The sequence below is a fragment of the Chloroherpetonaceae bacterium genome, from assembly GCA_025056565.1.
Classification (GTDB): Bacteria; Bacteroidota; Chlorobiia; order Chlorobiales; family Thermochlorobacteraceae; genus Thermochlorobacter.
The window spans coordinates 97,616-119,336 of sequence record JANWWA010000002.1 but is presented as its reverse complement, the minus strand read 5'-3'; the positions used below and the strand labels follow the sequence as shown (position 1 = coordinate 119,336).

General features: G+C 49.0%; 20 protein-coding genes. 11 read left to right on the top strand and 9 right to left on the bottom strand.

Annotated elements, in window-relative coordinates:
• Nucleotides 1–137: 137 nt before the first annotated feature.
• The 3 genes from menA to NZM05_02710 are packed head-to-tail and all read right to left on the bottom strand — an operon-like array spanning nt 138 to nt 3,021.
• Nucleotides 138–1,091: a 1,4-dihydroxy-2-naphthoate octaprenyltransferase gene (gene menA, locus NZM05_02720; protein MCS7012534.1), complete on the bottom strand. Its 954-nt coding sequence runs from the start codon at nt 1,089–1,091 to the stop codon at nt 138–140.
• 17 nt (nt 1,092–1,108) lie between these two features.
• On the bottom strand, nt 1,109–2,038 hold the full coding sequence (locus NZM05_02715) for a prenyltransferase (protein MCS7012533.1): 930 nt from the start codon (nt 2,036–2,038) through the stop codon (nt 1,109–1,111).
• A gap of 29 nt (nt 2,039–2,067) precedes the next feature.
• Nucleotides 2,068–3,021, bottom strand: a complete 954-nt coding sequence (locus NZM05_02710) for a prenyltransferase (GenBank protein MCS7012532.1) — start codon at nt 3,019–3,021, stop codon at nt 2,068–2,070.
• A 111-nt stretch (nt 3,022–3,132) separates the two neighbouring features.
• Between NZM05_02710 and NZM05_02705 the strand changes: the two genes are divergently transcribed.
• Nucleotides 3,133–3,828, top strand: coding sequence for a DUF4159 domain-containing protein (locus tag NZM05_02705; protein ID MCS7012531.1), 696 nt, complete (start codon nt 3,133–3,135; stop codon nt 3,826–3,828).
• A gap of 60 nt (nt 3,829–3,888) precedes the next feature.
• On the opposite strand, the gene NZM05_02700 is transcribed toward NZM05_02705, so the two are convergent.
• Nucleotides 3,889–5,079 carry a PepSY-like domain-containing protein gene (locus NZM05_02700; GenBank protein ID MCS7012530.1) on the bottom strand — a complete coding sequence of 397 codons (1,191 nt, stop codon included), beginning with the start codon at nt 5,077–5,079 and terminating at the stop codon, nt 3,889–3,891.
• A 154-nt stretch (nt 5,080–5,233) separates the two neighbouring features.
• On the opposite strand from NZM05_02700, the gene NZM05_02695 reads away from it, so the two are divergent.
• The 10 genes from NZM05_02695 to lpxA all read left to right on the top strand — a co-directional run bounded on the left by NZM05_02695 (nt 5,234) and on the right by lpxA (nt 15,774).
• Complete coding sequence (locus NZM05_02695) at nt 5,234–5,512, top strand: hypothetical protein (protein MCS7012529.1); 279 nt, start codon at nt 5,234–5,236, stop codon at nt 5,510–5,512.
• A gap of 98 nt (nt 5,513–5,610) precedes the next feature.
• Entirely contained in the window at nt 5,611–6,723 is a 1,113-nt protein-coding gene (locus NZM05_02690) for a PorV/PorQ family protein (GenBank protein ID MCS7012528.1), read from the top strand.
• A 3-nt stretch (nt 6,724–6,726) separates the two neighbouring features.
• Complete coding sequence (locus NZM05_02685) at nt 6,727–7,380, top strand: riboflavin synthase (GenBank protein MCS7012527.1); 654 nt, start codon at nt 6,727–6,729, stop codon at nt 7,378–7,380.
• Nucleotides 7,381–7,412: 32 nt separating this feature from the next.
• A complete protein-coding gene (locus tag NZM05_02680; GenBank protein MCS7012526.1) occupies nt 7,413–8,015 on the top strand; it encodes a class I SAM-dependent methyltransferase in 603 nt (200 codons plus the stop codon).
• Between the two features lie 114 nt (nt 8,016–8,129).
• Entirely contained in the window at nt 8,130–9,122 is a 993-nt protein-coding gene (locus NZM05_02675) for a hypothetical protein (GenBank protein ID MCS7012525.1), read from the top strand.
• Between the two features lie 85 nt (nt 9,123–9,207).
• Nucleotides 9,208–10,158, top strand: coding sequence for a phytanoyl-CoA dioxygenase family protein (locus NZM05_02670; GenBank protein ID MCS7012524.1), 951 nt, complete (start codon nt 9,208–9,210; stop codon nt 10,156–10,158).
• 2 nt (nt 10,159–10,160) lie between these two features.
• Nucleotides 10,161–11,309 carry a radical SAM family heme chaperone HemW gene (hemW, locus tag NZM05_02665; protein ID MCS7012523.1) on the top strand — a complete coding sequence of 383 codons (1,149 nt, stop codon included), beginning with the start codon at nt 10,161–10,163 and terminating at the stop codon, nt 11,307–11,309.
• Complete coding sequence (locus NZM05_02660) at nt 11,281–14,070, top strand: DUF2723 domain-containing protein (GenBank protein ID MCS7012522.1); 2,790 nt, start codon at nt 11,281–11,283, stop codon at nt 14,068–14,070. The genes hemW and NZM05_02660 overlap by 29 nt, the downstream gene beginning before the upstream one ends.
• 31 nt (nt 14,071–14,101) lie before the next feature.
• Nucleotides 14,102–14,962: a 2OG-Fe(II) oxygenase gene (locus tag NZM05_02655; GenBank protein ID MCS7012521.1), complete on the top strand. Its 861-nt coding sequence runs from the start codon at nt 14,102–14,104 to the stop codon at nt 14,960–14,962.
• Nucleotides 14,959–15,774 (top strand): acyl-ACP--UDP-N-acetylglucosamine O-acyltransferase, encoded by an 816-nt coding sequence (gene lpxA / locus NZM05_02650; protein MCS7012520.1) that lies wholly within the window; start codon nt 14,959–14,961, stop codon nt 15,772–15,774. Before NZM05_02655 ends, lpxA begins: the two co-directional genes overlap by 4 nt.
• Before the next feature lie 62 nt (nt 15,775–15,836).
• On the opposite strand, the gene NZM05_02645 is transcribed toward lpxA, so the two are convergent.
• The 5 genes from NZM05_02645 to NZM05_02625 form a co-directional block, all read right to left on the bottom strand.
• Nucleotides 15,837–18,116: a WD40 repeat domain-containing protein gene (locus NZM05_02645; GenBank protein MCS7012519.1), complete on the bottom strand. Its 2,280-nt coding sequence runs from the start codon at nt 18,114–18,116 to the stop codon at nt 15,837–15,839.
• 179 nt (nt 18,117–18,295) lie between these two features.
• Nucleotides 18,296–19,417 (bottom strand): bifunctional diaminohydroxyphosphoribosylaminopyrimidine deaminase/5-amino-6-(5-phosphoribosylamino)uracil reductase RibD, encoded by a 1,122-nt coding sequence (gene ribD / locus NZM05_02640; protein ID MCS7012518.1) that lies wholly within the window; start codon nt 19,415–19,417, stop codon nt 18,296–18,298.
• Between the two features lie 55 nt (nt 19,418–19,472).
• Entirely contained in the window at nt 19,473–20,387 is a 915-nt protein-coding gene (locus NZM05_02635) for a hypothetical protein (protein ID MCS7012517.1), read from the bottom strand.
• A gap of 8 nt (nt 20,388–20,395) precedes the next feature.
• The gene (locus NZM05_02630; protein MCS7012516.1) at nt 20,396–20,923 is read right to left on the bottom strand and encodes a dCMP deaminase family protein; all 528 of its coding nucleotides are present in this window, start codon (nt 20,921–20,923) and stop codon (nt 20,396–20,398) included.
• Nucleotides 20,924–20,932: 9 nt separating this feature from the next.
• Complete coding sequence (locus NZM05_02625) at nt 20,933–21,712, bottom strand: DUF547 domain-containing protein (protein MCS7012515.1); 780 nt, start codon at nt 21,710–21,712, stop codon at nt 20,933–20,935.
• Nucleotides 21,713–21,721 lie beyond the last annotated feature (9 nt).

Below are 21,721 nucleotides of genomic sequence, written 5' to 3'. Positions count from 1 at the left end.
CACTTGTAGCAACGCAAAATGAAAAAGGGCGAGCCGCTCCCCCAATTGAGCGGCTCACCCTCAAGCACTAATAAGGAACAAGTTTTTTACTACCCGTTCCGCAACTTCTGCTTGCGAAACAGCAAGCTTAGAACCTCTTAGTATGGGAAAAACGTTCCCAGCACGAAGCCCAGAATCATTAGCGCACCAAACTGCGCGTGCAGTTGCGCAATCCGTGCTACAATCATCGGGTCGACATTTGGCTGCGTCATGGCAGATACTTCCTTTGAGAGCTTCACTGCTGTAGGCAGTGCAAGCAGCGTCAGCAGAGAAAACCAAGTTAGCTTTGCAAAAATAATCATCAGTGGCACGGCAGCGAACGCACCGAAGCAGAGCACATAGTGGAATTTCTTTGCGCCTTCCTCACCAAGCCAAATCGCCAATGTTGAGATGTTCGCCTTTTTGTCCGTAGGAATGTCACGCAGGTTGTTAATGTGCAAAATGTCGTCGACCAGCAAGCCAATCGGAATGGAGTATAAGATTGGCAGCCATGAGAATGACTTTGTCTGCACGTAGTAAGCGCCAAAGACCATTAAGACCGCAAAAGAGAGAATCACTTGCACATCTCCTAAGCCACGATATTTAAGCGACAGGGGTGGTGCAGTGTAGAAGTAAGCAGAGAGTGCCCCAAATAAGATAAGATAAATTAGCACATCGGCTTTGCTTCCTGCCTCCCAGATGAAGTATGCCCCAATTGCAGCTGCGATTATAAATGCTACCCATGCTGCATTGCGCACTTGTGCAGGCGTCAGTGCACCTTGCACCAAGATTTTCATTGCACCGAAGTTATCCTTGTCATCCAGCCCTGTCTTGTGGTCGAAGTAATCATTCACAAGGTTTGATACGCTGTGAATTGCAACGCAGCCCAGAATGCAGAGCAGGAAGTTCAGGATGCTGAAGTCAAATTCCACCATTCCATGCGCTCGCATCCAGAGCGCAATCACTCCACCCATCACGGCAGGGGTCACCGATGCCGTGAAAGAAAATGGACGCAACGCTATCCACCACGTTTGAAGTGAAACTGGTTTTGCTTGAACTTGCATGGATTCCATATCAGCTAATTGTTTAGTTATGGAGTAACAATAATTTCAATTGCATAACCTATAACCATTGCCAATCCCCCAAGCGTCGACACACCGATTGCCTGAGACATTGCTGGCTGGTATTGTGAGAGGTCAGTGTAGTTACGCGCTAGTGCCACCATTTTGTATGACATTGGTGCAGTCAGCAAGGTAAGAAGGCAACCCAAAGGCAGCACCCTGAGCGCTACGCCGCTCACCACGAATAGATAAGCCAGAATCGTTACAGCTGCCAGCACTTGCACGGCTCTGGCTTGACCCAGCTTTACTGGCATTGTGAACTTGCCGTTTTTGATGTCGTCATTATGGTCAAAAATGTTGCTCACAATGCCGACATTCATCACAAAAATCCCAACTGGCACAGCTGCTAAAATGGGCAACCAGCTAAAGCTCTGCGTCAGGACAAAATAGACGCTGAAGACAATCATCGGGCCGAATGCCAGAAAGAGTGCAGTTTCACCAAGACCGCGAAAGTTGAGTCGAATGGGCGGAGAAGTGTAGAAGAGAACAATGAAAGCGCCGATTGCAGCGAGCCACAAGACAGGCGCACCGACACGAATTAAAATATAGACCCCAGCAGCCAGCGCCAGTCCCAGCGAGAGCCAAAATGCCAACAGAACTTGCTCCGCTGTGATAATACCACGCACCAGCGGGCTGTCGTGAAATTGCTGGTCTTTGTTACCAAAGTTGCGGTTTTTATAGTCGAAGTAATCATCAATAAAGTCAGCAGCCGTATGTGCCGAAAGAATACCCAAAAATGCCAGCACAAAAATTACCCAGTCAAATGAACCGTTTGCATATGCGATAACGCCACCCAAGACAGCAGGGATTGCACTGGTCACCAAAAATGGCGCTCTTGCTGCCTTAATCCAGATGCCAATCCATTCAATCAGCGTAAATTGTTTTGCAGTGGTGTTCATCTTAGGGACTCCTTGAGTTTCGTTGAAGGTTAAGAGAAAATAAACCCGACACTTACTGCTGCGCCGAAGGTTATCAGTACGGCAATTGCGCGCACTGTAGCCCACAGATACTCATGCACCTCACTACGATTCGCCTCTACCGTCCTTACCACTGAGACCGCAAATGGTGTAGAGAGCAAGCCTAACAGCGTTAGCGGCGGCAGCACCCGCACGACTACGCTCAGAATTAGCGCAGCGTAGCCCGCTACAAGCAGCGCTTTGATGACGGTATTATTGAGCTTTACAACGAATGCATGACCAGCTTCCTCACGAATTTCGTAGCGCGCACCTTTGAGATAGGCTACGACCGTTACGAAGCATGCTATGGGCAGCGATGCTACCAATGGTGTCAGCTCAAAGGTTGAATTGAGCGCGTAGTAAGCTCCCGTCATTGAGAGCGGCCCAAATGTTATGAAAATGACTACTTCCTTGTAGCCGCGTAGCATTAGAGGCGTAAAGAAAATCGCTACTAATCCGCCCAAAAGCGCAAAGAGCAAAATTTCGTAGCCAACTTTATAGGCAAAGTAAAGACCGATTGCCGCATCTATAAGCAGACACAAGATGCCCGCCCAGAGCGTCTTTTCATCTTTGAAAAGATTGTCTGCAAAGAAAGGACGCCAACCTGCAAAAATTTTGGTGTGTGCATCGCGCTGGTCGGTGTGAAAATTCGTGCCGTAGTAGTAGAGGTAATCCCCTCCTGCTTGACCAATAAATAAGCCCAAGAGCACCAGTGCGAAAGGCAGCCACTCGAGATGCCCTTGATGAAAAATAATTGCACCTGTTACGCATGCAGGCACAATCGAGGCACTAAAAAGCAATATCTTTATGATGCGAATTGCGCGCTCTCGCTCTGGTGAAATTTGTAATGCTCTTGCTGCAGAGCGGCTTTCATCTGCAAGCACTGCTCCTCCCAGCACAGCATTAGCCCCTCCAATTTCTTGCATTTGATAAGCTGATTTGGTTAAAAACTGACTGACTCGTCGGTCGGTAAAACAGTTCCCTTAGGAAATTCGTTCAACCGTGTATCTTTTTATGGGGTTAAAACTCTGCCTACGATGACTGAACGTTCAAAGCAAGTGCTTTTCGGCCTGTTTTGCATCCAGCTGCTGCTCTTTTTACTTGACGCTGTGCCACTTTTTGCTCAAGCCAATTTGCCGCCTGCGTTTCGGTGCGCACGTCTGAAGTATTCGGGCGGCGGGGATTGGTATAACGATCCCTCTGCCGTGCCGAATCTGATGAAATACATTCGCGAAAAGGTCGGCATCCTTGCACCACTAAAAGAGGAAGTTGTGGAAGCCTCAAGCCCTGCTATTTTTCAATACTCGTTTGTCTTTATGACGGGACACGGCAATGTGCGCTTCACGGATGCTGAACTGGATAACATTCGCAACTACTTAAAGTCAGGTGGGTTCATCTATGCCGATGACGATTACGGAATGGACAAAAGTTTTCGCCGTGAGGTCAAACGCATCTTCCCAGGCACCGACCTTGTAGAACTTCCCTACTCGCACCCTATTTTTCATCACTACTACAAGTTTCCAAACGGCGCACCGAAAATCCACGAACACGACAACAAACCCCCACAAACCTTCGGGCTTTTCTACAATGGGCGATTGGTTTTGCTCTACACATATGAATCCAACCCCAGCGATGGCTGGGCAAACCCTGATGTGCACAACGACCCGCCTGAAAAGCGTGAGGAGGCTTTGAAATTCGGCGTGAATGTGGTGCTCTACGCAATTAGCAACTAAGGCTTATGGGAAGTTAGAACTGACTGCACTCTATTTTTGCCTATTCTGCCTCGCTTGCAACTACCACCACCAAGACGGGCGCCAAATTCGCACAACAGGTGGAATCCATATCAGTGAAGGCGCATAGTATCGTCGAATCACGATAATGCGCTTCTCTGGCTTTCGCTCGTCTGGCACTTCTACTGCTGGCAGCGGTTTTAGCACAGCCAGCGAGTCCAGCTTCAAGACAGGCAGGGTGGCTTTAACAGGCTGCGGCTTGAGCAAACTTATCTCTCTGTCTTTCGCTGCAACCTGTTCGCCTGCTTTGTCTGCAGAGGCATTTTGCGCTAGAAGCGTTACGCTCTCGTCTGGCTCACTTTCACTATGCAAATTTATCAACCTTCCTGTGGCATCCAGTGCTAAGGTTGAGTTACCTGTGCTGTCATTTACGCCAATGTGGTATGTGATATTGACCCTTCGTTGGACTGAGGTGATAGCTGCGCCCGCAAAGCTATCTGCCAAAGTTTCTTTGATAGCTTCGGGTAATTCTAACGGAGAAAGACTTTCGGTGAGCCGAATGAGTTCGCCGCCTTCCGCATAGATGGTTTCACGAAAGGTGTTACCTTCCTTGCTTTCAATCACCCAGTAGGCAATTCCATCATTTTCATACCGCCTGAACGCTAAAATTTCTGCATTGGGATAGGCAGCACTGAAGGCTTTTTGCACGGCGCTGGGCAGCACATCGACTTTGCGCACCACATTCCCCTTTGTGTCATAGACCGTTACAGCTTGTTCCTCGCCTTGCTTGGTCGTAACCTCATAAAGCGTTGGGGCCGCACTGACGATTTTCTTTGTGGAAACAATCGCTGCGTCGGCGTGCTCACTGCGCACTGCTTCTTTGATGGCTTCAGGCAGTTCTACAGGCGAAATGATCTCCACCAGTTCTACCAGCTTGCCATCTGCCGCAAAGAGTAACTCACGCTGCTTGGTCGCATTTCTTGCGCTAATTTTGTAGAACATCTCACCGCTGCGTTGCACACTGGTTGCACGAATGAACTCATCAGTTGGATATGCTTGCTCAAATGCCTGCCTGACTTCATCGGGCAGTTGGAGCAGTTTGAATTCCCTGTTTGATTCAGGCAACTTTTTCGGCTGAGCCGTAGCGGGTTTCTTTGCTCGGGCGGATTTGTCCTGCGCATCAAGCAACTCGGGCAGGAGCACACAGCGCAAAAGAACAAATGCAGCAGCATAGACAAAGCATCGTGTCGCCATATTTTCTCAAAGAAAGGAGTTCAGTCAAAGCAGTCCAAGATAAAAAATCGGCAGCAGAGAACTTTCCCGTCTATACGGCTCGCCTTGCCCAAAGTTCCAATTTTCACTTTACTGTCTCGCAACGATTTAGGGTAGCTTACTGTTGGGTGCTTAGGTGAAGGAGATTGCCTTTTCAACTGACCGTGACGCATCGGTCATAAACAATAGAGAAACCATGTCGCAGAATAAGGAAGGTCGAACTGAGGAGCGTCAGATGCCTGACACGGTGCGCACCGCTGGCTCTGAGAGCATTCGCGAAACAGATATGGGCACCTTGCTTAACAAACCGAAGGTGTCTGAAGAGGTCAAAAAGACTGTGATAAAGAAAGAAAAGAAACTGCCTGACACGGTACGCACCGCTGGTCACGACGATATTATGGCAACGGATAAGTAAGTTTGAGCCACAGTAGAGAGACTGCAGAGCGGCTTTGAAGTGTTCCTGAAAACTTCTATATCGAAGGCGTCGGACAGACAAGTCTTTCCCTGCTAACGATGTTAGCGCAGTGGCGTATCATTTTACTACTACTTGGATTATTTGTCTTTTGGCTTCCCTCTGGGCAGGCACAGGTCGTTTTGGGCAAATATGCAGGTGAATTTCTGGCATTCGGGGTTGGCGCCAGAGCCCTTGCAATGGGCGGCACAGCCACTGCGTTAGCACAAGATGTAACTGCTGGCTACTGGAATCCTGCTGGGCTTTCGCACATTAATTATCCACAAATTGCCTTGATGCACTCGCAAAGCTTTGGCAATGTGGTGAACTATAACTACGCTGCAGCTGCCATTCCATTTGAAGAGAATAAAAGTCTCGGGCTAAGCGTGATGCGCTTGGGCGTCTCTGATATTCCCGACACGCGCAGCGCTTGGGACGAAGCACGCAATCGTCCAATAGATAACGCAGAAAATCTTATCACGCGTTTTGGAGCAGCTGATTGGGCTGTTCTGGCATCGTATTCAGTAAAGACGCCTTACAAGCTCTCTTACGGTCTAAGTGCCAAGTTTATTTTTCGCAATGTTGGCACTTTTGCGAATGCATTTGGCGTTGGTGTTGATGCAGGCGTGCTGTATGAGCTTGGGAGCTGTTTTACCGTTGGCATTGCCGTGCAAGACATCACAACTACTTTTGTCTCTTGGACAACTGGACGCAATGAGCTAATTGCTCCTACTGCAAAATTAGGCGGGGGTTACACGCTGGAAGCACTCTTTGGCCGCTTCACGGTGGGAATTGACATTGACACCCGCTTTGAGGGACGCAAACATGCGGCGCATCTTTCGTTAGGTACTGTTAGCTTCAACTTCCGAGGTGGTTTAGAATATGCGTACAAAAACATTGTCGCAATTCGCGCAGGCATAGATGACATTGGTCGCTTAACCTTAGGTGCAGGGTTACGCATTGCCAAGCTGAACATTGATTACAGCTTTGCTCGCTTCGATGGCACAGACCAGCTTGGCAATTCACATCGAATCTCTTTGCAGTTAGAGTTAGACCAAGAAATTTTCCGCCGCAAAGGCTATGTGCCTCCGCCTGAAGAAACGGGGGCCTCTGAGGAACCAGCGCCAGCTCCCTCTGAGAAGGAGGAACCAGATAACCATGCTCAGCGCCGCTAAGCGATGTTTACAGGTATCATCAAAGATGTGGGTGTTGTGCGGCATATTGCCCATCGAGGCAACGGCTTACGCATCACGGTTGAGTATCAGAGTACCGACTTTCGTGATATAGCGGTCGATGAAAGCATTGCACTAAGCGGTGTATGCCAGACTGTCGTTGCCACCCATCCGCCGTGTTTTGAAGTAGACACCGTTGAAGAAACCTTGAAGAAAACGACTCTCGGTCGCTGGCAAGTGGGCACACGCATTAACTTGGAACGCGCTCTACGCACTGGTGACCGAATGGGTGGACACTATGTGCAAGGTCATGTCGATTGCGTGGGTCAAATTATCGAGCTGCGCCCACTTTCTGCAAGCTGGATTTGTAAGGTTGTTTTCGACTCACAGTTTGAACCTTACATTGTCCCTGTTGGCTCAATCGCAGTCGATGGCATTAGCCTCACGGTTGCAGCGCTCGAGCGAAATGTTTTTACTGTTGCGATTATTCCTTACACCTACCACCACACTACCCTTTGCGACCGCAAGGTTGGCGACTATGTGAATCTGGAGTTCGATGTGCTTGGCAAATACGTGGCAAAGCAAGTGCAAGCGTGGCTATCCAGCAAGTCTGCGCCAGAGCCACTTAGCGAAGCACGACTAAAGCAACTTGGCTACTGAACTTAGGCTGCAGATTCATCATCTCTAAACAGATGTCCAGAACACTATGGAATGTTCAAGCAAGGTTTTACGCCATCTTGCGGGCTAACCCTATTTCAGCATGCATACTCAGAAAGGAAAATGAGGCTCTCTTGCAGCTTTTGCACAGCATTCCGCACCGCACTTTCCGAGCCGTTTTAGATGTAGGCACTGGCACAGGTAACGCTATTACAGTTTTTCAGCAAGCGGGTCTTGCCAGCCAGCATTTTTATGCGATTGACAGCGCAGAAGAGATGGTCAGTGCAGTGCGCCAACAATTTCCCACAGTGCAATCGCTTTGTGCACAAGCTGAACACTTGCCGTTTTGCAACCACACATTTGATTTGATTCTTTGCATTGGTGTCTCAGAATACATTAGTTCGCTGCCTCAGTTGTTGCAGGAGCTTTCTCGTGTCTTGGTGCCGGACGGATTTTTGGTCATTACGGCTGCCACTTCTACTGCGCTGAATTGGCTGAGATATGCACTTTTGCATCCTCTTTTCCTAAGAAATGAACCTGCACTGCGCATAGCTTTCGAGCAAGCTGATTTCACGGTCGTCCAAATGCGGAACACCTTGCTACAAGTGCAATTCCTGCTACGCAAAGAGCGCAGCTAAGCGCGCCTACTTACCGAGGGCATAACGAAGAAACGTCAAGTTTTGAGTATGTTTAGCGCTGGCGTAGGCACTTTGTGGCGAGATGCACTGTGCAGCCTTTGCAGGGGCGCCAGTATGAACGAAAAAGATTGGAGAATGCAGGACACACGCACGACGGTTGCACCAACCGCCGTTCACTTGGCTGTGGCTTGGGATTGGGAATACGACTACGACTTCATTCGCATTTTAGAGCAAGCGGCGCAGCGTCATCAAGCTCGGTTGCTAACTATCTGCGCCTACAACTTAGATGAAGTGCTAGCTGCTTTGCGTGCCAGCCGGCTGCAAATCGGGGTGCTGCTCGACAGAGCCAGCGATACCAACGAACTCTTTATGCCACTTCAGCCACTTGCCCAGCGACACGGCACCCGCATCATCAACCCATTTGAGATTTCGCAACGCACGATGGACAAAGCCACAATGCACTATTTGCTTATTCAAGCTGGCGTGAATGTGCCTCATACCGTGATTTTGCCGCCATTTGAAGTTGAACGCAAGCTCAACACTGCTCTAATTGAAGCGATTGCCCAACTCAAAATGCCATTTGTGCTGAAACCCGCTAACGGCGGTGGCGGCGAAGGCGTGGCAAAGTCCGTCTACTCACCCTTTGATGCCTCTGCGTGGCGACAGATTATTCCTTGGGACAAGTATCTGGCACAGGAAAAAATCTATCCAAAGTATCTCTACGGTTGGCGATGCTGGTTTCGTGCCTACTATCTCTTTGGCGAAGTTGAAATCGCATGGTGGGACGATGAACGCCACCTTTATCGCTCCCTTTCAGACAGTGATAAACTGCGCATTCCTTTTGAGGCAATGTGCGACGCGATGCAGCGCATTGCCAGAGTCTCACAGATGGATTTTTTTTCCAGTGAACTTGCGCTTTCTGTAGATGACCGCTTGGTAGCTGTAGATTATGTCAATGACCCAATTGACTTGCGCCCCAAATCTCGCCATTTTGACGGTTTGCCCAACACGCTGGTTGAACGCATCGCAGACAGTCTTATTCAATTTGCGCAGCGCCACTGTGTGCATGCTTTTGCATCTACTCCTGTCTCGCTCTCTCTGCCATGAGCTTGGATATGCCCAGTGCACGCTCTCATTGCTTTTTCTGCCTTGAATTCTTAGAATGCACACTGATTTTTGCAAAAGAGAGGCGATGCCACTCAACATTCCACTGGTTGAACTGCCTGAACCACTGCTCTCGCAGGAAATTCAGCGCCTTCAGCTATCACCTGAGCATGAGCAAGCGGTGCGTCAGTTTGCACGCGATGGCTACTTTGTGCTTCACACAGAGTTGCCTATGGCGCTCTTAGACCATGCGGCCCAAGCTATTCGCCAATTGTGTTATGCTCCCGATGGGTCGCTTCGGCAGACGCGCATTATGGATGCGTGGATGGTAGAGGACGCATTTCGCCAAATTGCCATAGCCGATAAGGTGCTGAGGTATCTTCGGCTTTTCTACCAGCGTGAGCCTATCCCATTTCAAACTTTGAACTTTCCCGTAGGCACGGAGCAAAAGACGCACAGCGACACGATTCACTTTCACTCCTACCCGCCGCGCTATATGTGCGGTGTTTGGGTTGCTTTGGAAGATGTGGATGCCGACAGCGGTCCACTTCATTACTATGTGGGCAGCCACAAGCTCCCGCTCTATGAGCTGTATGACATTGGTCGCTGTGGCACACTGGCATTTTCAACACCGCAACCTGAGCACTATGGGCACTACGAGTCATTTGTAGAATCTTTCATTGCCTCGCAAGGCTTTGAGCGCAAAGAGCTTGAACTGAAAAAAGGTGAAGCACTCATCTGGGCTGCCAATCTTTTTCACGGTGGCTCGCCTATTCGCAACCGTGCGCGCACACGCTTCAGCCAAGTTACACACTACTACTTTGAGAATTGCATTTATTACTCACCCTTAATGTCCGACCCCTACGTTGGCAGGGTGTATATTAAGCCTGTGATTGACATTCGCACGAAGCGCTTTGTGCCGAGCCGATTTAACGGTCGTCGGGTCTCGCTCTTTTATGGGCAGACTTTTCTTGGCAAGTTGCGTCAGCTTGCCAAAGTAGGCTATCTTCTTTATCGCTTGCATACCAAGAAAGTTTGACGGTGGCAGGACTCTATTTCCATATTCCGTTTTGTCGGCGCCGCTGCAACTATTGCGACTTCTATTTCACGACGAACACGCGTCTCATAGAGCAGTTTTTGGACGCCCTTTCAGTGGAAGTCGTCGCCCGTGCTGAGCTTTTCCAAGATGAAATCGTTGACACCATTTACTTCGGTGGCGGCACGCCTTCGCTGCTAACCGCTGCACAGCTTGAGTCTATTCTCAAAAACGCTGAGCAGCATTATCGGCTGGCTTCCTCACTGGAAATCTCGCTTGAGGCAAATCCAGAGGATATTACCGACGCGTATCTAAAAGACCTTGCGAACATCGGTATCAATCGACTCAGTTTGGGCATTCAGTCCTTCAAGTCAGAGAAACTGCATTGGCTCTCGAGGACACACACCGCCGAAAAAAGTCAGGCAGCCGTAGAATGTGCTAAGCGACACTTCCAGAATGTCAGCATAGACCTCATTTTTGGTGTCGAGAATGAATCGCTGACGGATTGGGAGAGCGAACTGCGCACTGCACTCTCTTTTGAATTGCCGCACCTTTCTACCTATTCGCTCACGATTGAGCCACGCACGCTGCTCAGTAAGCTCATCAAGCAGGGCAAGCGCCAACCCCCGCTGGATTCTTTGCAAGCGGATATGTTTCTGCTCACAATGCACGTGCTGCGCCAATATGGTTATGTGCACTACGAGGTCTCTAATTTTGCCCAGCCTCATTTTCAGTCGCAACACAATTCATCGTATTGGAATCGCGTGCCTTATTTGGGCTTCGGTCCTGCGGCGCACTCTTTTGTGAAGACTGAGCGTGGTGAGGTGCGCTTTGCAAATGTGGCGAGTCTGAACACCTACCTTGCTTCGCCTACAGATGCGCTGCTTTTCCAAGAAACGCTTACTGAAAAAGATATCTTCAATGAAACTGTGCTTTTAGGTTTGCGGCAGGAGAAGGGCATTAATCTCTCGGAATTGGCAAAAAAGTTTCGTAACTTGCAAGCTCAACTTCTAAAACAGTATGAAGAGAAGGTTTCAACTTTTGTCGCTTCTGGGCTTTTGCTGCAAGAACGGTCGCCTGCGGGCGACATCATTAAACTGACCGACAAAGGATTCACACTTGCTGATGAAATCGCCGAATCTCTCTTCCTCTGAAACCATTTCAACTCGTCCGATGCTCACACATCGCAAACTCAATGCTTACATTGCTATCGGGGTCTATGCCGTAGCGCAGTTTGTCTATCTGCTCACTGTTGCGCCGACTTTCTCTTTTTGGGATTGTGGCGAGTTTATTGCTGTTGCAAACACCTTGGGTGTGCCACATCCGCCAGGGACGCCTATTTTTACACTCTTAGGTAGGGTCTTTATCATTCTTCTGCCTTTTATTGAAGACATTGGCCTGCGCGTTAATCTTATCAGCACGATTGCCGCATCACTGGCGGTGATGCTGACCTACCTTATTACCATTCGCCTCATTCGCATTTATCGTGGCACAGACCCTGATAGCTGGACACTGCCGGAGAAAATCTCCGCCTACGGTGCAGGTGTGGTTGCTGCGCTTACTCTTGCATTTTCCGATAGTTTTTGGTTCAATGCGGTGGAAGCCGAAGTGTATGCATCCTCAATGTTTCTCAACACGGTTGTGGTCTGGCTGATGCTGCGCTGGTACGAATATGCCGATACAGAAACAGGCGATAGGTGGCTTCTTTTGATTGCATATGCTTTCGGCATTGCACTGGGCGTGCATTTGCAAGCGCTCTTAGCATTTTTTGCGCTGGCGCTCATTTACTACTTCCGTCGCTACGAATTTTCTATCAAGGGCTTTGCGATTTTGGTTGTGGTCTCGTCGCTTATGTTCCTTGTCATCTATCCGGGCATTGTGCAAAAGCTCCCGCAACTGATGCGCGACACGTCCCCCCTTGTCGGCGTGCTAATTGTTGCCGCACTCATTTATGCCGTCTACTACACCTATCAAAACAAAATGCGCTTAGCCAATCTGGTTGCCACCGCGCTCATGCTCATTATCATTGGTTACAGTTCAATGACGCTCATTATGCTGCGCGCGCAAGCTAAGCCACCTATCAACGAAAATGCGCCTGCTACATTTGAGAAGCTCTTCTCCTACCTCAACCGTGAGCAATACGGCGATTATCCTTTGTTCAAACGCCGCTGGTCAAATGACCCAGAGCATCAGCGCAACTACCAGAAGTATAGTAGCGACTTTGATTTTTTCATCAAGTATCAAGTGGCGCATCTTTACCTGCGTTATTTTGGCTGGCAGTTCATCGGGCGCGCTGGTGATGAACAAGATGACGGTGTAGATTGGTCAAAGCTCTGGGGTATTCCTTTCGCAGTGGGCATTTTCGGTGCAATCTACCACTTTAGGCGCAACTGGCAGATGGCGTTGATGGTTGTCGCGCTGCTTTTGCTGACCGGTGTTTTCATTAACATCTACACTAACCCACCCGAACCGCAACCACGCGAGCGCGACTATGTCTATGTGGGTAGTTTCTTTGCTTTTGCTATCTGGGTCGGTATTGGCATTGATGCACTCTTTGAGACCCTACGCGAAAGCATCAAGGAAGAACCTAAGCTCACGGCTGGCGCCGTTGCAGCGTGTGCATTCGGTCTCATATTCATTAACGGTAATATGCTGCGTGTCAACTACCACACGCACGACCGCTCTGGCAACTACGTGCCTTATGACTATGCCTACAATCTCCTGATGAGCTGCGACAAAGATGCAGTGCTCTTCACTAATGGTGACAACGACACCTTTCCACTCTGGTGTTTGCAGGAGGTTTATGGCATTCGTCAAGATGTGCGCGTCTGCAACCTCAGTTTAGCCAACACGGATTGGCATGTGTGGCAGTTAAAAAACGAAGAGCCTCGTGGTGCGAAGAAAGTTAAAATGAACATCTCTGACCGTGAGTTGAATTCAAAGGACTTTGGCTATGAGCCTTGGCGCACAAGAGAAGTTGTGCTCCCTGTGCCCGACGAAGTTAAGCGGGGCGAATTCAAAGCTTATTATGAAGGACGTGAGCGCGGCACGATTCCAAATCTAAAAGGCAATTACACAATTGTGGATACGATTCGCTGGACAATGCAGCCTGTCCTGCAAGGTCCTAACAATCAGGGCTACATTCGCGCACAAGACCGTGTGGTCTATGAAGTTATCACCAATAACATCTGGACACGCCCGATTTACTTTGCAATGACGGTCAGTGAATCGAACCGCATTGGCATTGACGAATACTTGCGTATGGACGGCTTTGCCTATCGCGTCGTGCCGATTAAGTCAGAAGGCTATGGTGTGATAGACACGGAGATTATGTATGATAAGCTGATGAATGTTTTTCGCTACACCAACCTGAACAATCCGAGTGTTTATTACGATGAAAACACGCGCCGCTTGGTCAGCAACTACAAAAATGTCTTTCTGCGTCTGGCATCGGAGTATGCGAGCGACCTTAACGGCACAAGTCGCATTCGTGAGAAAGATGGCACGGTGAGAGAAGTACCTAACCGTGAGCTTGTGATTGCTATCTTGGACAGAGCTGAGTCGACGCTACTGGACTCCGAGCAAGACGCAGACTACCGCCTTACGCAAGCCGCGATTCGCATGTATGCGGCTGCAGGCGCCAAAGACAAAGCAATGAACCTAATGAGCAAAATGGAGCGCGAGGTGCAAGCAATGATGATTAAGTATCCACAAGACCCGCTGCCGAATTTTTACCTTGCACAAGCCTACCGCTCACTTGGTGAATACCAAAAAGCCTTGCCAATTTACCAGCAGCTTGCTAGCCTCTATCCGAATGACCCGCAGCTAAAGCAAGAAGTAGAGGAACTTAGGCGCTTAGCCGCTGGTATGCAAGCGGTTGATAGTTCAGTTTTGCAGAAAGAAAAATTAAATTGACAGCGTGTTGTAACTCTAACCTATTACCGCTATGGCTATCGCTACAGAGACGCTACGCCTGATTCAGCCAAAGTGGCTCGAACCTGAGACGCTTTTGAATTTGAAGCGGCGTTATGATACAGCTCATCCTTATCCGCATATCGCAATTGATGGCTTTTTGGACGAGTCCGTTGCAACGATGCTTTATGAGCATTTCCCCAAGCTCTCACAGATGAAAACACACTACGACGGTCTCAACGAGCGCAAGGCAGAGGACAGTCAGTTTGAGCAGTATCATCCGATTTTCCGTGAGTTGCGTGCAGAACTCTTCAGTCCCACTTTTCTTCGTTTTTTGGAAACGCTCACTGGTATCAGCAACCTCACTACTTGTGAAGGACCTTTGGGTGCAGGTACGCATCAAGGGGGCAATGGCAGCTACTTAGACCTGCATATTGATTTCAACATTCACCCTACTGAGCCACTGCATCGTCGCATCAATGTGCTGATTTTCCTTAACAAATTTTGGAAAGAAGACTACGGCGGCCAGCTGGAGCTTTGGGACGAACACCTTACAGCCTGTGGTGCTGCTTACCTGCCTATTTTCAATCGCTGCGTGATCTTTGAGACCAACGATAGATCCTATCACGGCTACTCTAAAATCAGCGTGCCAGCGCATGAATCACGCAAGTCGTTTTACGCTTACTACTATACACCTGCACCGAAAGAGATTAAATACCATGATACGACCTTCCGCACTCGCCCCAATGAACCTTTCACAAAGAAGGCACAAACTCTGGTGAAAGAGCACACCAAGAACTTCATCAAGCGTCAGCTCAAGAATCTTGGGCTTATTGAGCTTTACAACCGCACCTTCTTTGCCTTGAAAACGCGAAACAAAGAAAAGGCAGAATGAGCGTTGCGGAAGTGGACATTCATCCGACAGCTATTGTTAGTGCAGGTGCAAAGCTCGGCAATGGCGTGAAAGTCGGTGCATACTCTGTGATAGAAGATGATGTAGAAATTGGTGAAGGCACTGAAGTCGGTCACCATGTCGTTATCTACAGCGGCGCACGCATTGGAAAATACTGCCGCATTTTTCCTAACGCCGTAATTGCAGCCATCCCACAAGACCTCAAATTTTTTGGTGAAAAAACTTTGCTTGTTGTCGGCGACCATACAACCATTCGCGAGTGCGCCACGCTTCATCGTGGCACTATTGCGCTTGGCAAAACCGTGATTGGCTCACATTGCTTCTTGATGGCATATGTTCATGTCGCACACGACTGTGTGATTGGTGACAATGTGATTGTCGCCAACGCAGTGCAGTTTGGCGGTCATGTGGTTGTCGACGAATACGCTTTTCTGGGTGGCGGCTCCGTAGTGCATCAATTTACGCGCATCGGTAAGCACGCCATGATTGGTGGAGCGGCCAAGGTGGTGCACGATGTGCCACCATTTGTAACAGCTGATGGAGTGCCTGCGCGCTTCGAGGGCATCAATGTCGTCGGGCTGCGGCGACGCAATTTCAGTTCAGCACAAATTAATGCGATGCGTGACTGTTACCGCATTATCTTCCAGTCTGGCTTATTGCTGCGCAACGCAATTGAACGCGTGAAGACTGAAGTGCCCGACTCCCCAGAGCGGCAAGAAATCTTGCAATTCTTTGAAGCTCCCAGCAAGCGTCAGTTCATTCGCCCCTACACCAGCGTGCGACATGAGGGGTAAAGCCGCTTCGCTGCGAATCGCTAGTGAAGTGCCTGTCACGCTTGCAGAACACTTGACTTCGGTTACAAGAATGGAATATCCAAATCATCGCTGGTTGTGCGCCGGTCTGGACCTTTTGCGCCTGGCGTGCGATTTGCCTTGCGCCGCTCGACAGCCACTGGGATATTTACCTTGCGCCGTTCTTCTCGCTCACGGCGAGGCCCTTTGCGGCGGTCTAAATTCGTTGCGCCTTCCTTGTAGCGTCTCTCCAACTCTACAAAGGATTCGAGCGACAGCATCGGTGCAGTAGAAAGTTTAATTGTTTTCTCGCCCGTTGCCACCGCCAAGCCGTTGCCATCGGCACTGAGTGTTACAGCGTAGAAGCGCCCTTCACTCTGGTCAATTTGTGCACCAGTGTGCACATCCCACAGCTTAATTTGGCACTGTTTAGAAATGCGGTTGTATGAGGTGCTTGTCAGTGAGCGACCGTCTCTGGCAAACTGCACGGATTCGATGCCGCTTTCGTGTCCTTGTAACACCCGCAGCTCTTTGCCAGAGGGTATCTCCCACAGGCGAATCGTTTTATCCCAACTGCCTGACGCCAGCATCTCACCAGAAGGACTGTATTCAATAGAGGTTACACTGTGCGTGTGCCCCGTTAGTGTTTTGGGTTTGGCAGCGGTTTTAACGCTCCAAAGCTTTATGGTTTTATCGGCACTGGCAGAGGCAAGTTGCTTGCCGTCGGGGCTGAAGACGACCTTATTGACCGTATCCGTGTGTCCTTTTAGCGTTTTTACTTCTTTGCCTTTTGCCACGTCCCAAATTTTGACTGTCTTATCGGCACTACCCGACGCCAAGAGCTTACCATCTGGGCTGAATGCTACTGTGTGTACAGCGCGACTATGTCCCTCTAATTTTTTGATTTCTTGTCCCGTCTCTGCATTCCAAAGCCGAATGACGTGGGTACTGCCCGCTGTTGCAAGGATTTTTCCGTCTGGACTGTAGGCTAAGGCATAGACATAGTTTCTGGCTGATTCTTCCATCAAAGTTTGCAGTTGCTCGCCAGTGCGGGTATCGGTGATAATGGTTTTCCAGCTTGCCGAAGCCAACTGCCGCCCATTCGGGCTAAAGACCATTGCGTTGATACGTAGGGCGTGACCTGACAGGTTCTTTTGCAAGCGAAAACTGGTGGGCAAAAGTCGCCAGCGGCGTTCTCGACGCACCTCATTTTGAATGTCGCGCAGATTGAAGTAGTTCTTCATCTCAGCGCGCTTTTCGAGTTCGTCTAAAATTGGTGCCGCTTCACTATCGCTGACCATCATTTCACGGCATTTCTTTAGCAGTTCTCTTGTTTTTGCATCGGCTTCGGTCAAAAGCTGGTGCAAGTAGTCCAAGATCGCAGGGCGCATTATGAGGTCATAATCTGCTGCAGTCTTGATGGCATAAAAAGGTTCAACCTCAAGCACACGCCGCAGCAGGTCAATTGCATCGCTATCCTTCTTGGTTAGCGCATAGCCTTTGGCAGAAAGAAAACCTGCCTCTAAGAATTTGGGCGAGAGTTGATAGGCTCTTAGCGCCATCTGGCTCATAGCGTTGTAGTCACCCAACACGTAGCTTACCACCGCTGAATGGAAATACGCATCCGATGCCGCAGCGCGCACGGCGTCTTGGAAGCTCAATTCTTCACCGTAGAAGACGCGTAACAGCGGCAATGCTAACGTATCTTCTTCTTTCTCTGCAAGGTCTGCTGCTTTGCAAAGCGCCTCTTTTGCCTTCTCTGGATTGAATAGGTTAGGCACATACAGGTATATCAGCCCTACCCGATGCCAAAGCGTGTATTCGTTTGGTCTTTTCTCCAACACTTCTTCCATACGCTTTAGCGCTAAGTCGTAAAGGTCATAATCACTTAGACCTTTTGAGTAGTGCTGCATTGCTTGCTCAATGCGCTTGGCAAGGTATTCTTCTGCTGTTGAGATGCGATAGAGAAGTTGCATATCTCGGACTTCGAAGCGCTTGCAATGCTCTTGGTCTAAGTTGAATGCATAAACCCAGTCCAAAGCCGCTGCATTCTCAGTCCAGATAGTGCTATGCCTTCCTAAGGCGGTTGCACTTTCCCATACTTTATCGTTTAGCTCACCTATCACCGCTGCTTGTGCTCGCTTCATTGCGTCGCCTAACTGGCGCGCTTGGCTATCGTCGCTTTGCAGTAGTGATTGAGCCTGCTCTAAGCGCTGCTGATACCAATCTGTCAGTGCTTTTTGAGCTTGCTCTTCCTTCTCCAGATTGGACATTGCTCTTAGGTAAGCAAGATATTGCTCTGTTCGAGTTGCACGAGATGTCGGGTCAAAAGAAAAGGCTGGCATAGCACCACTGGTTTAGGGTTAAGGCATTGCTTAGCCCAAAAATGCTACTTTTTTGTGAATTTTCACGCATCACTGGGTCTTGGGCGTCTCGCTTGATGGGGAAGCAGCTACACGCCGCTTTTAAGGGTTTTCAAGCTACAAAAGGCCTATTCGCTCTTCTTAGCCGGGGGCAGATAGACTCAAAAGTATCCCTCCAAGAGCACTGTCTCTTCCAAGATTTTCAGCGACAGGTTGCGCAATTTTACGCTCTCGTCGAGGTGTCTAAGGTTAAGCTGCCCGATGCTCGAGAGCGCATCGGCACCGAGAATTTTAGGAGCGATGAAGAGGTAGAGTTTATCGCAGAGCTGAGCGCGTATAAGCGATGCAAAGAGCTTAGCTCCACCTTCGACCAGCACCGAGAGCACTTTTTCTTCATAGAGCGCTTCCATTACTTGCACAAGGCTTAACTCATCATTTTTTTCCGCCACAAATCGGGTTGCTACGCCTTGACGATTTAGTGCATCGATTTTGGGGTGCTTGCGGTTCACTTTGGAAGTAAAAAGAATCGTTTTTGCATCTTGGTTAAAAAGATTAGCGTGAAGTGGGACACGCAACTTGCGGTCTAGCAAAATGCGGATGGGGTTTCGCCCCTTGACCGCACGCACTGTAAGCAATGGATTATCTGCTAAGGCAGTGCCAGTCCCAATCATCACTGCGTCATGTTCAGCGCGAAGCTGATGAGCATATGCGCGAGCTGCTTCACTTGTAATCCACCTTGATTCTTTGGTTTTGGTTGCGATTTTTCCGTCAAGGCTTTGTGCGAGCTTGAGAGCCACGAAGGGAATGCCCTGAGTATGGTATTTGATAAAAGCTTCATTGAGCTGCTCGGCTTCCTCTTTGAGGACATCTACTGTTACCTCAATTCCTGCTTCTCTCAGTTTTTTAATACCCCGACCTGAGACTTTCTTGTAAGGGTCTTTGCAGCCAACCACCACGCGCGGAATTTTCTTCTCAATAATAAGGTCTGTGCAGGGTGGTGTTTTTCCGTAGTGTGCACACGGCTCAAGATTGACATAAAGCGTCGCGGCTTGCAAAAGCGTGGGGTCTTTCACTGATTGAATAGCGTTCACTTCGGCGTGTGGACCGCCAAAGACTTTGTGCCACCCCCGCCCAATCACCTTACCTTGATGCACCAGCACCGCTCCGACCATTGGATTCGGGCTGACCTTGCCTACGCCTCGTCGAGCCAATTGGAAGCACTCACGCATATAGCGTTCATCTTGTGCCAGCCGCTCTGCTTCTGACCACTTCTCTCTCGGCATATTTGCCGCTTTTCACTGGTTTTTGGTTTTTGCCTTTCTTACTTCACTTGCACAGCTACGCCCTGACTTCGAGAGGTAACTTGTTTATAGCCTTCAAAATCAGTGTATTGATTTGTTCTTTTGGCAGGGTTACGAAGAAATCTTCGCTCGATAAATCCAATAGGCGATACGAGTATGTAATCAGTGGCTTGGGGTCGCGTTCTATGATTGCTTTCGAGCAGAATTCGTAGATGCCCCTATCGATTTCGGCAGTAATAAACGGCGACAGTCGATGCACGAGGTAACAGGCTTCCAGTGCTACGTCTAATAACTTTCCGCATCGCTCCAAGTGTCGAGCTGAGGTCTGAGAACCCGGTGGCTCTTCGTAGTAGAGGATATACGCCATCGCTGCATCGTGTAGATAGCGTCCCATTACTTTAAGCGACATTGCGCAATAATTTTCCCAAAAGTCTGGCTCGGCTGAGGCAAAAAAACGCTTGTACATCGGATTCATTGCCCGCTCGTACAGCATCCAAAGCAGCATAAATGCCGCATCGGCTGGCACCTTTTTTAGGCGAGAGAGCAGCATCACGGCATCAAGCGAGGACTCCATTACGGCTGTATCAAACGGCGCATACATCAGCATTGCGGCCAGCCGAAGGCTTTCGTATTTCCAGAAATCTTCCTCAATCTCATCTGGCTTGCCACTTAGTTTGCTTAACTCCACCTCGACTTCTTCCAAGATTTTCTCACGGTCAGCCGACAGCAGTATAGTCTCTCCTGCCTTAATGAGCTCTGCTTTAGCTTGCACTTCCATCCGCTCTTCTTTGGCTACGCCTGAGACATAGAGAAACAGCAGCACAGCACGGGCTTGCTGTTTCTTTTCTGGCAGGATGCTGCTTTGCAAGTCGAGCAAGGCTGATTTCGTCAGTGAATTAGGGTCAAGGTGATAGACTTCGTCCCAAAGGTAGAAGAGAGGTCTCCGTGACATCGGTTCAGCTAAGAATGGTTCGGCAAGATGTGTGCGTTTTCAATATGCACCTGAATGAGGCGCACGCCCGAAAGACGCAAGAGTTCCGAAATATGCTCAATCTTGTAAGGCTTGTCGTAGTAAATGGTCTTAATGCCGACATTGATTAAAGCCTTCAGGCAATTGAGGCACGGGCTTGCCGTTACATAGATTTCTGCATCTTTGATAGAGACCCCATGCTTTGCCGCTTGAATGATAGCATTCATTTCTGCGTGAATGGTGCGCATACAATTCTCTTCGACTGTGCCGTCGGGGTGCGTAGATCTGTAAATCAGGCAGTTTGGACCGTCGCAATGGGGTAAGCCGGACGGCGAGCCGTTGTAGCCAGTTGCCAAGATATTGTTGTCTCGCACAATTACAGCGCCAACATGCGCCCGCTCACATGTGGAGCGCAGCGAAATCAGATGTGCTACACGCATAAAATACTCCTGCCAGCCAATTCGCTTGGGCTTTTCGGCTGCACTTAAAGACCCATTTTCATGCTCAAACGCTTGCATAAGGCGAGATTATTTTTGCTCATTGAGTTCCCAATTGTAGTCTAGAAATTTAATGGTGATGTTGCCTGACTCCAGCCGTCGGCGTTCTTCATCGGAAAAATATGGCGCAAGATACAGAAGAAGCGATGACTTTTTCTTCTCAAAATCTGAGCGATACCAATCAAAAATTCTGGAAAGGTATAGCGTATTTTCTTCTAATCGGAATGCATTGCGCACACCATCGCGCAAAAAGTTTTCTGCCTGTTCTCTTAGCTGTTGCGCCAATCTTTCACCCGTGTAGGCTTCGCTTCTTAGGATAGGGCACGACACTGAGGCACAATTTACCGCAAAATGAATTTTCTCTTCGCCAAACTTGGCACGCAAAATGTCGTGTTCAATCTCATCCAGTGAATACACTCTACCACCAACTTTGCAAAACTTGCGCTTCCAAGGGCTATCAATTGGGAGCGTGAGGTAGCCCAAAGCGCTTAGGTCGGTGATGCTCTTTATCGGGTAGTGGTCTACGACAAGTTTGAGTGTGTAGGCATTATAAGCATTAATCCAAAATGCGATTTTTTCTTCCTTTGTCGGTAGCGCCTCTGGGTCAGCTTGCTCTAAGTCTTTGAGATATGCATCAAGCAGTGGCTCTTGCTTCAGTCCTGCATAATTTACTTTTCCATCCTGCACATATTTTTTCAGCACTGCGTCAAACTTGCTGTGGTCAAACGCTTGTTTCATTTGCGCCAACGCAATCGGTGATAGGTGAAACATTACAGATAAACTTACAAGATAGGTCTTTACAATTTGCATCGGTTAGAC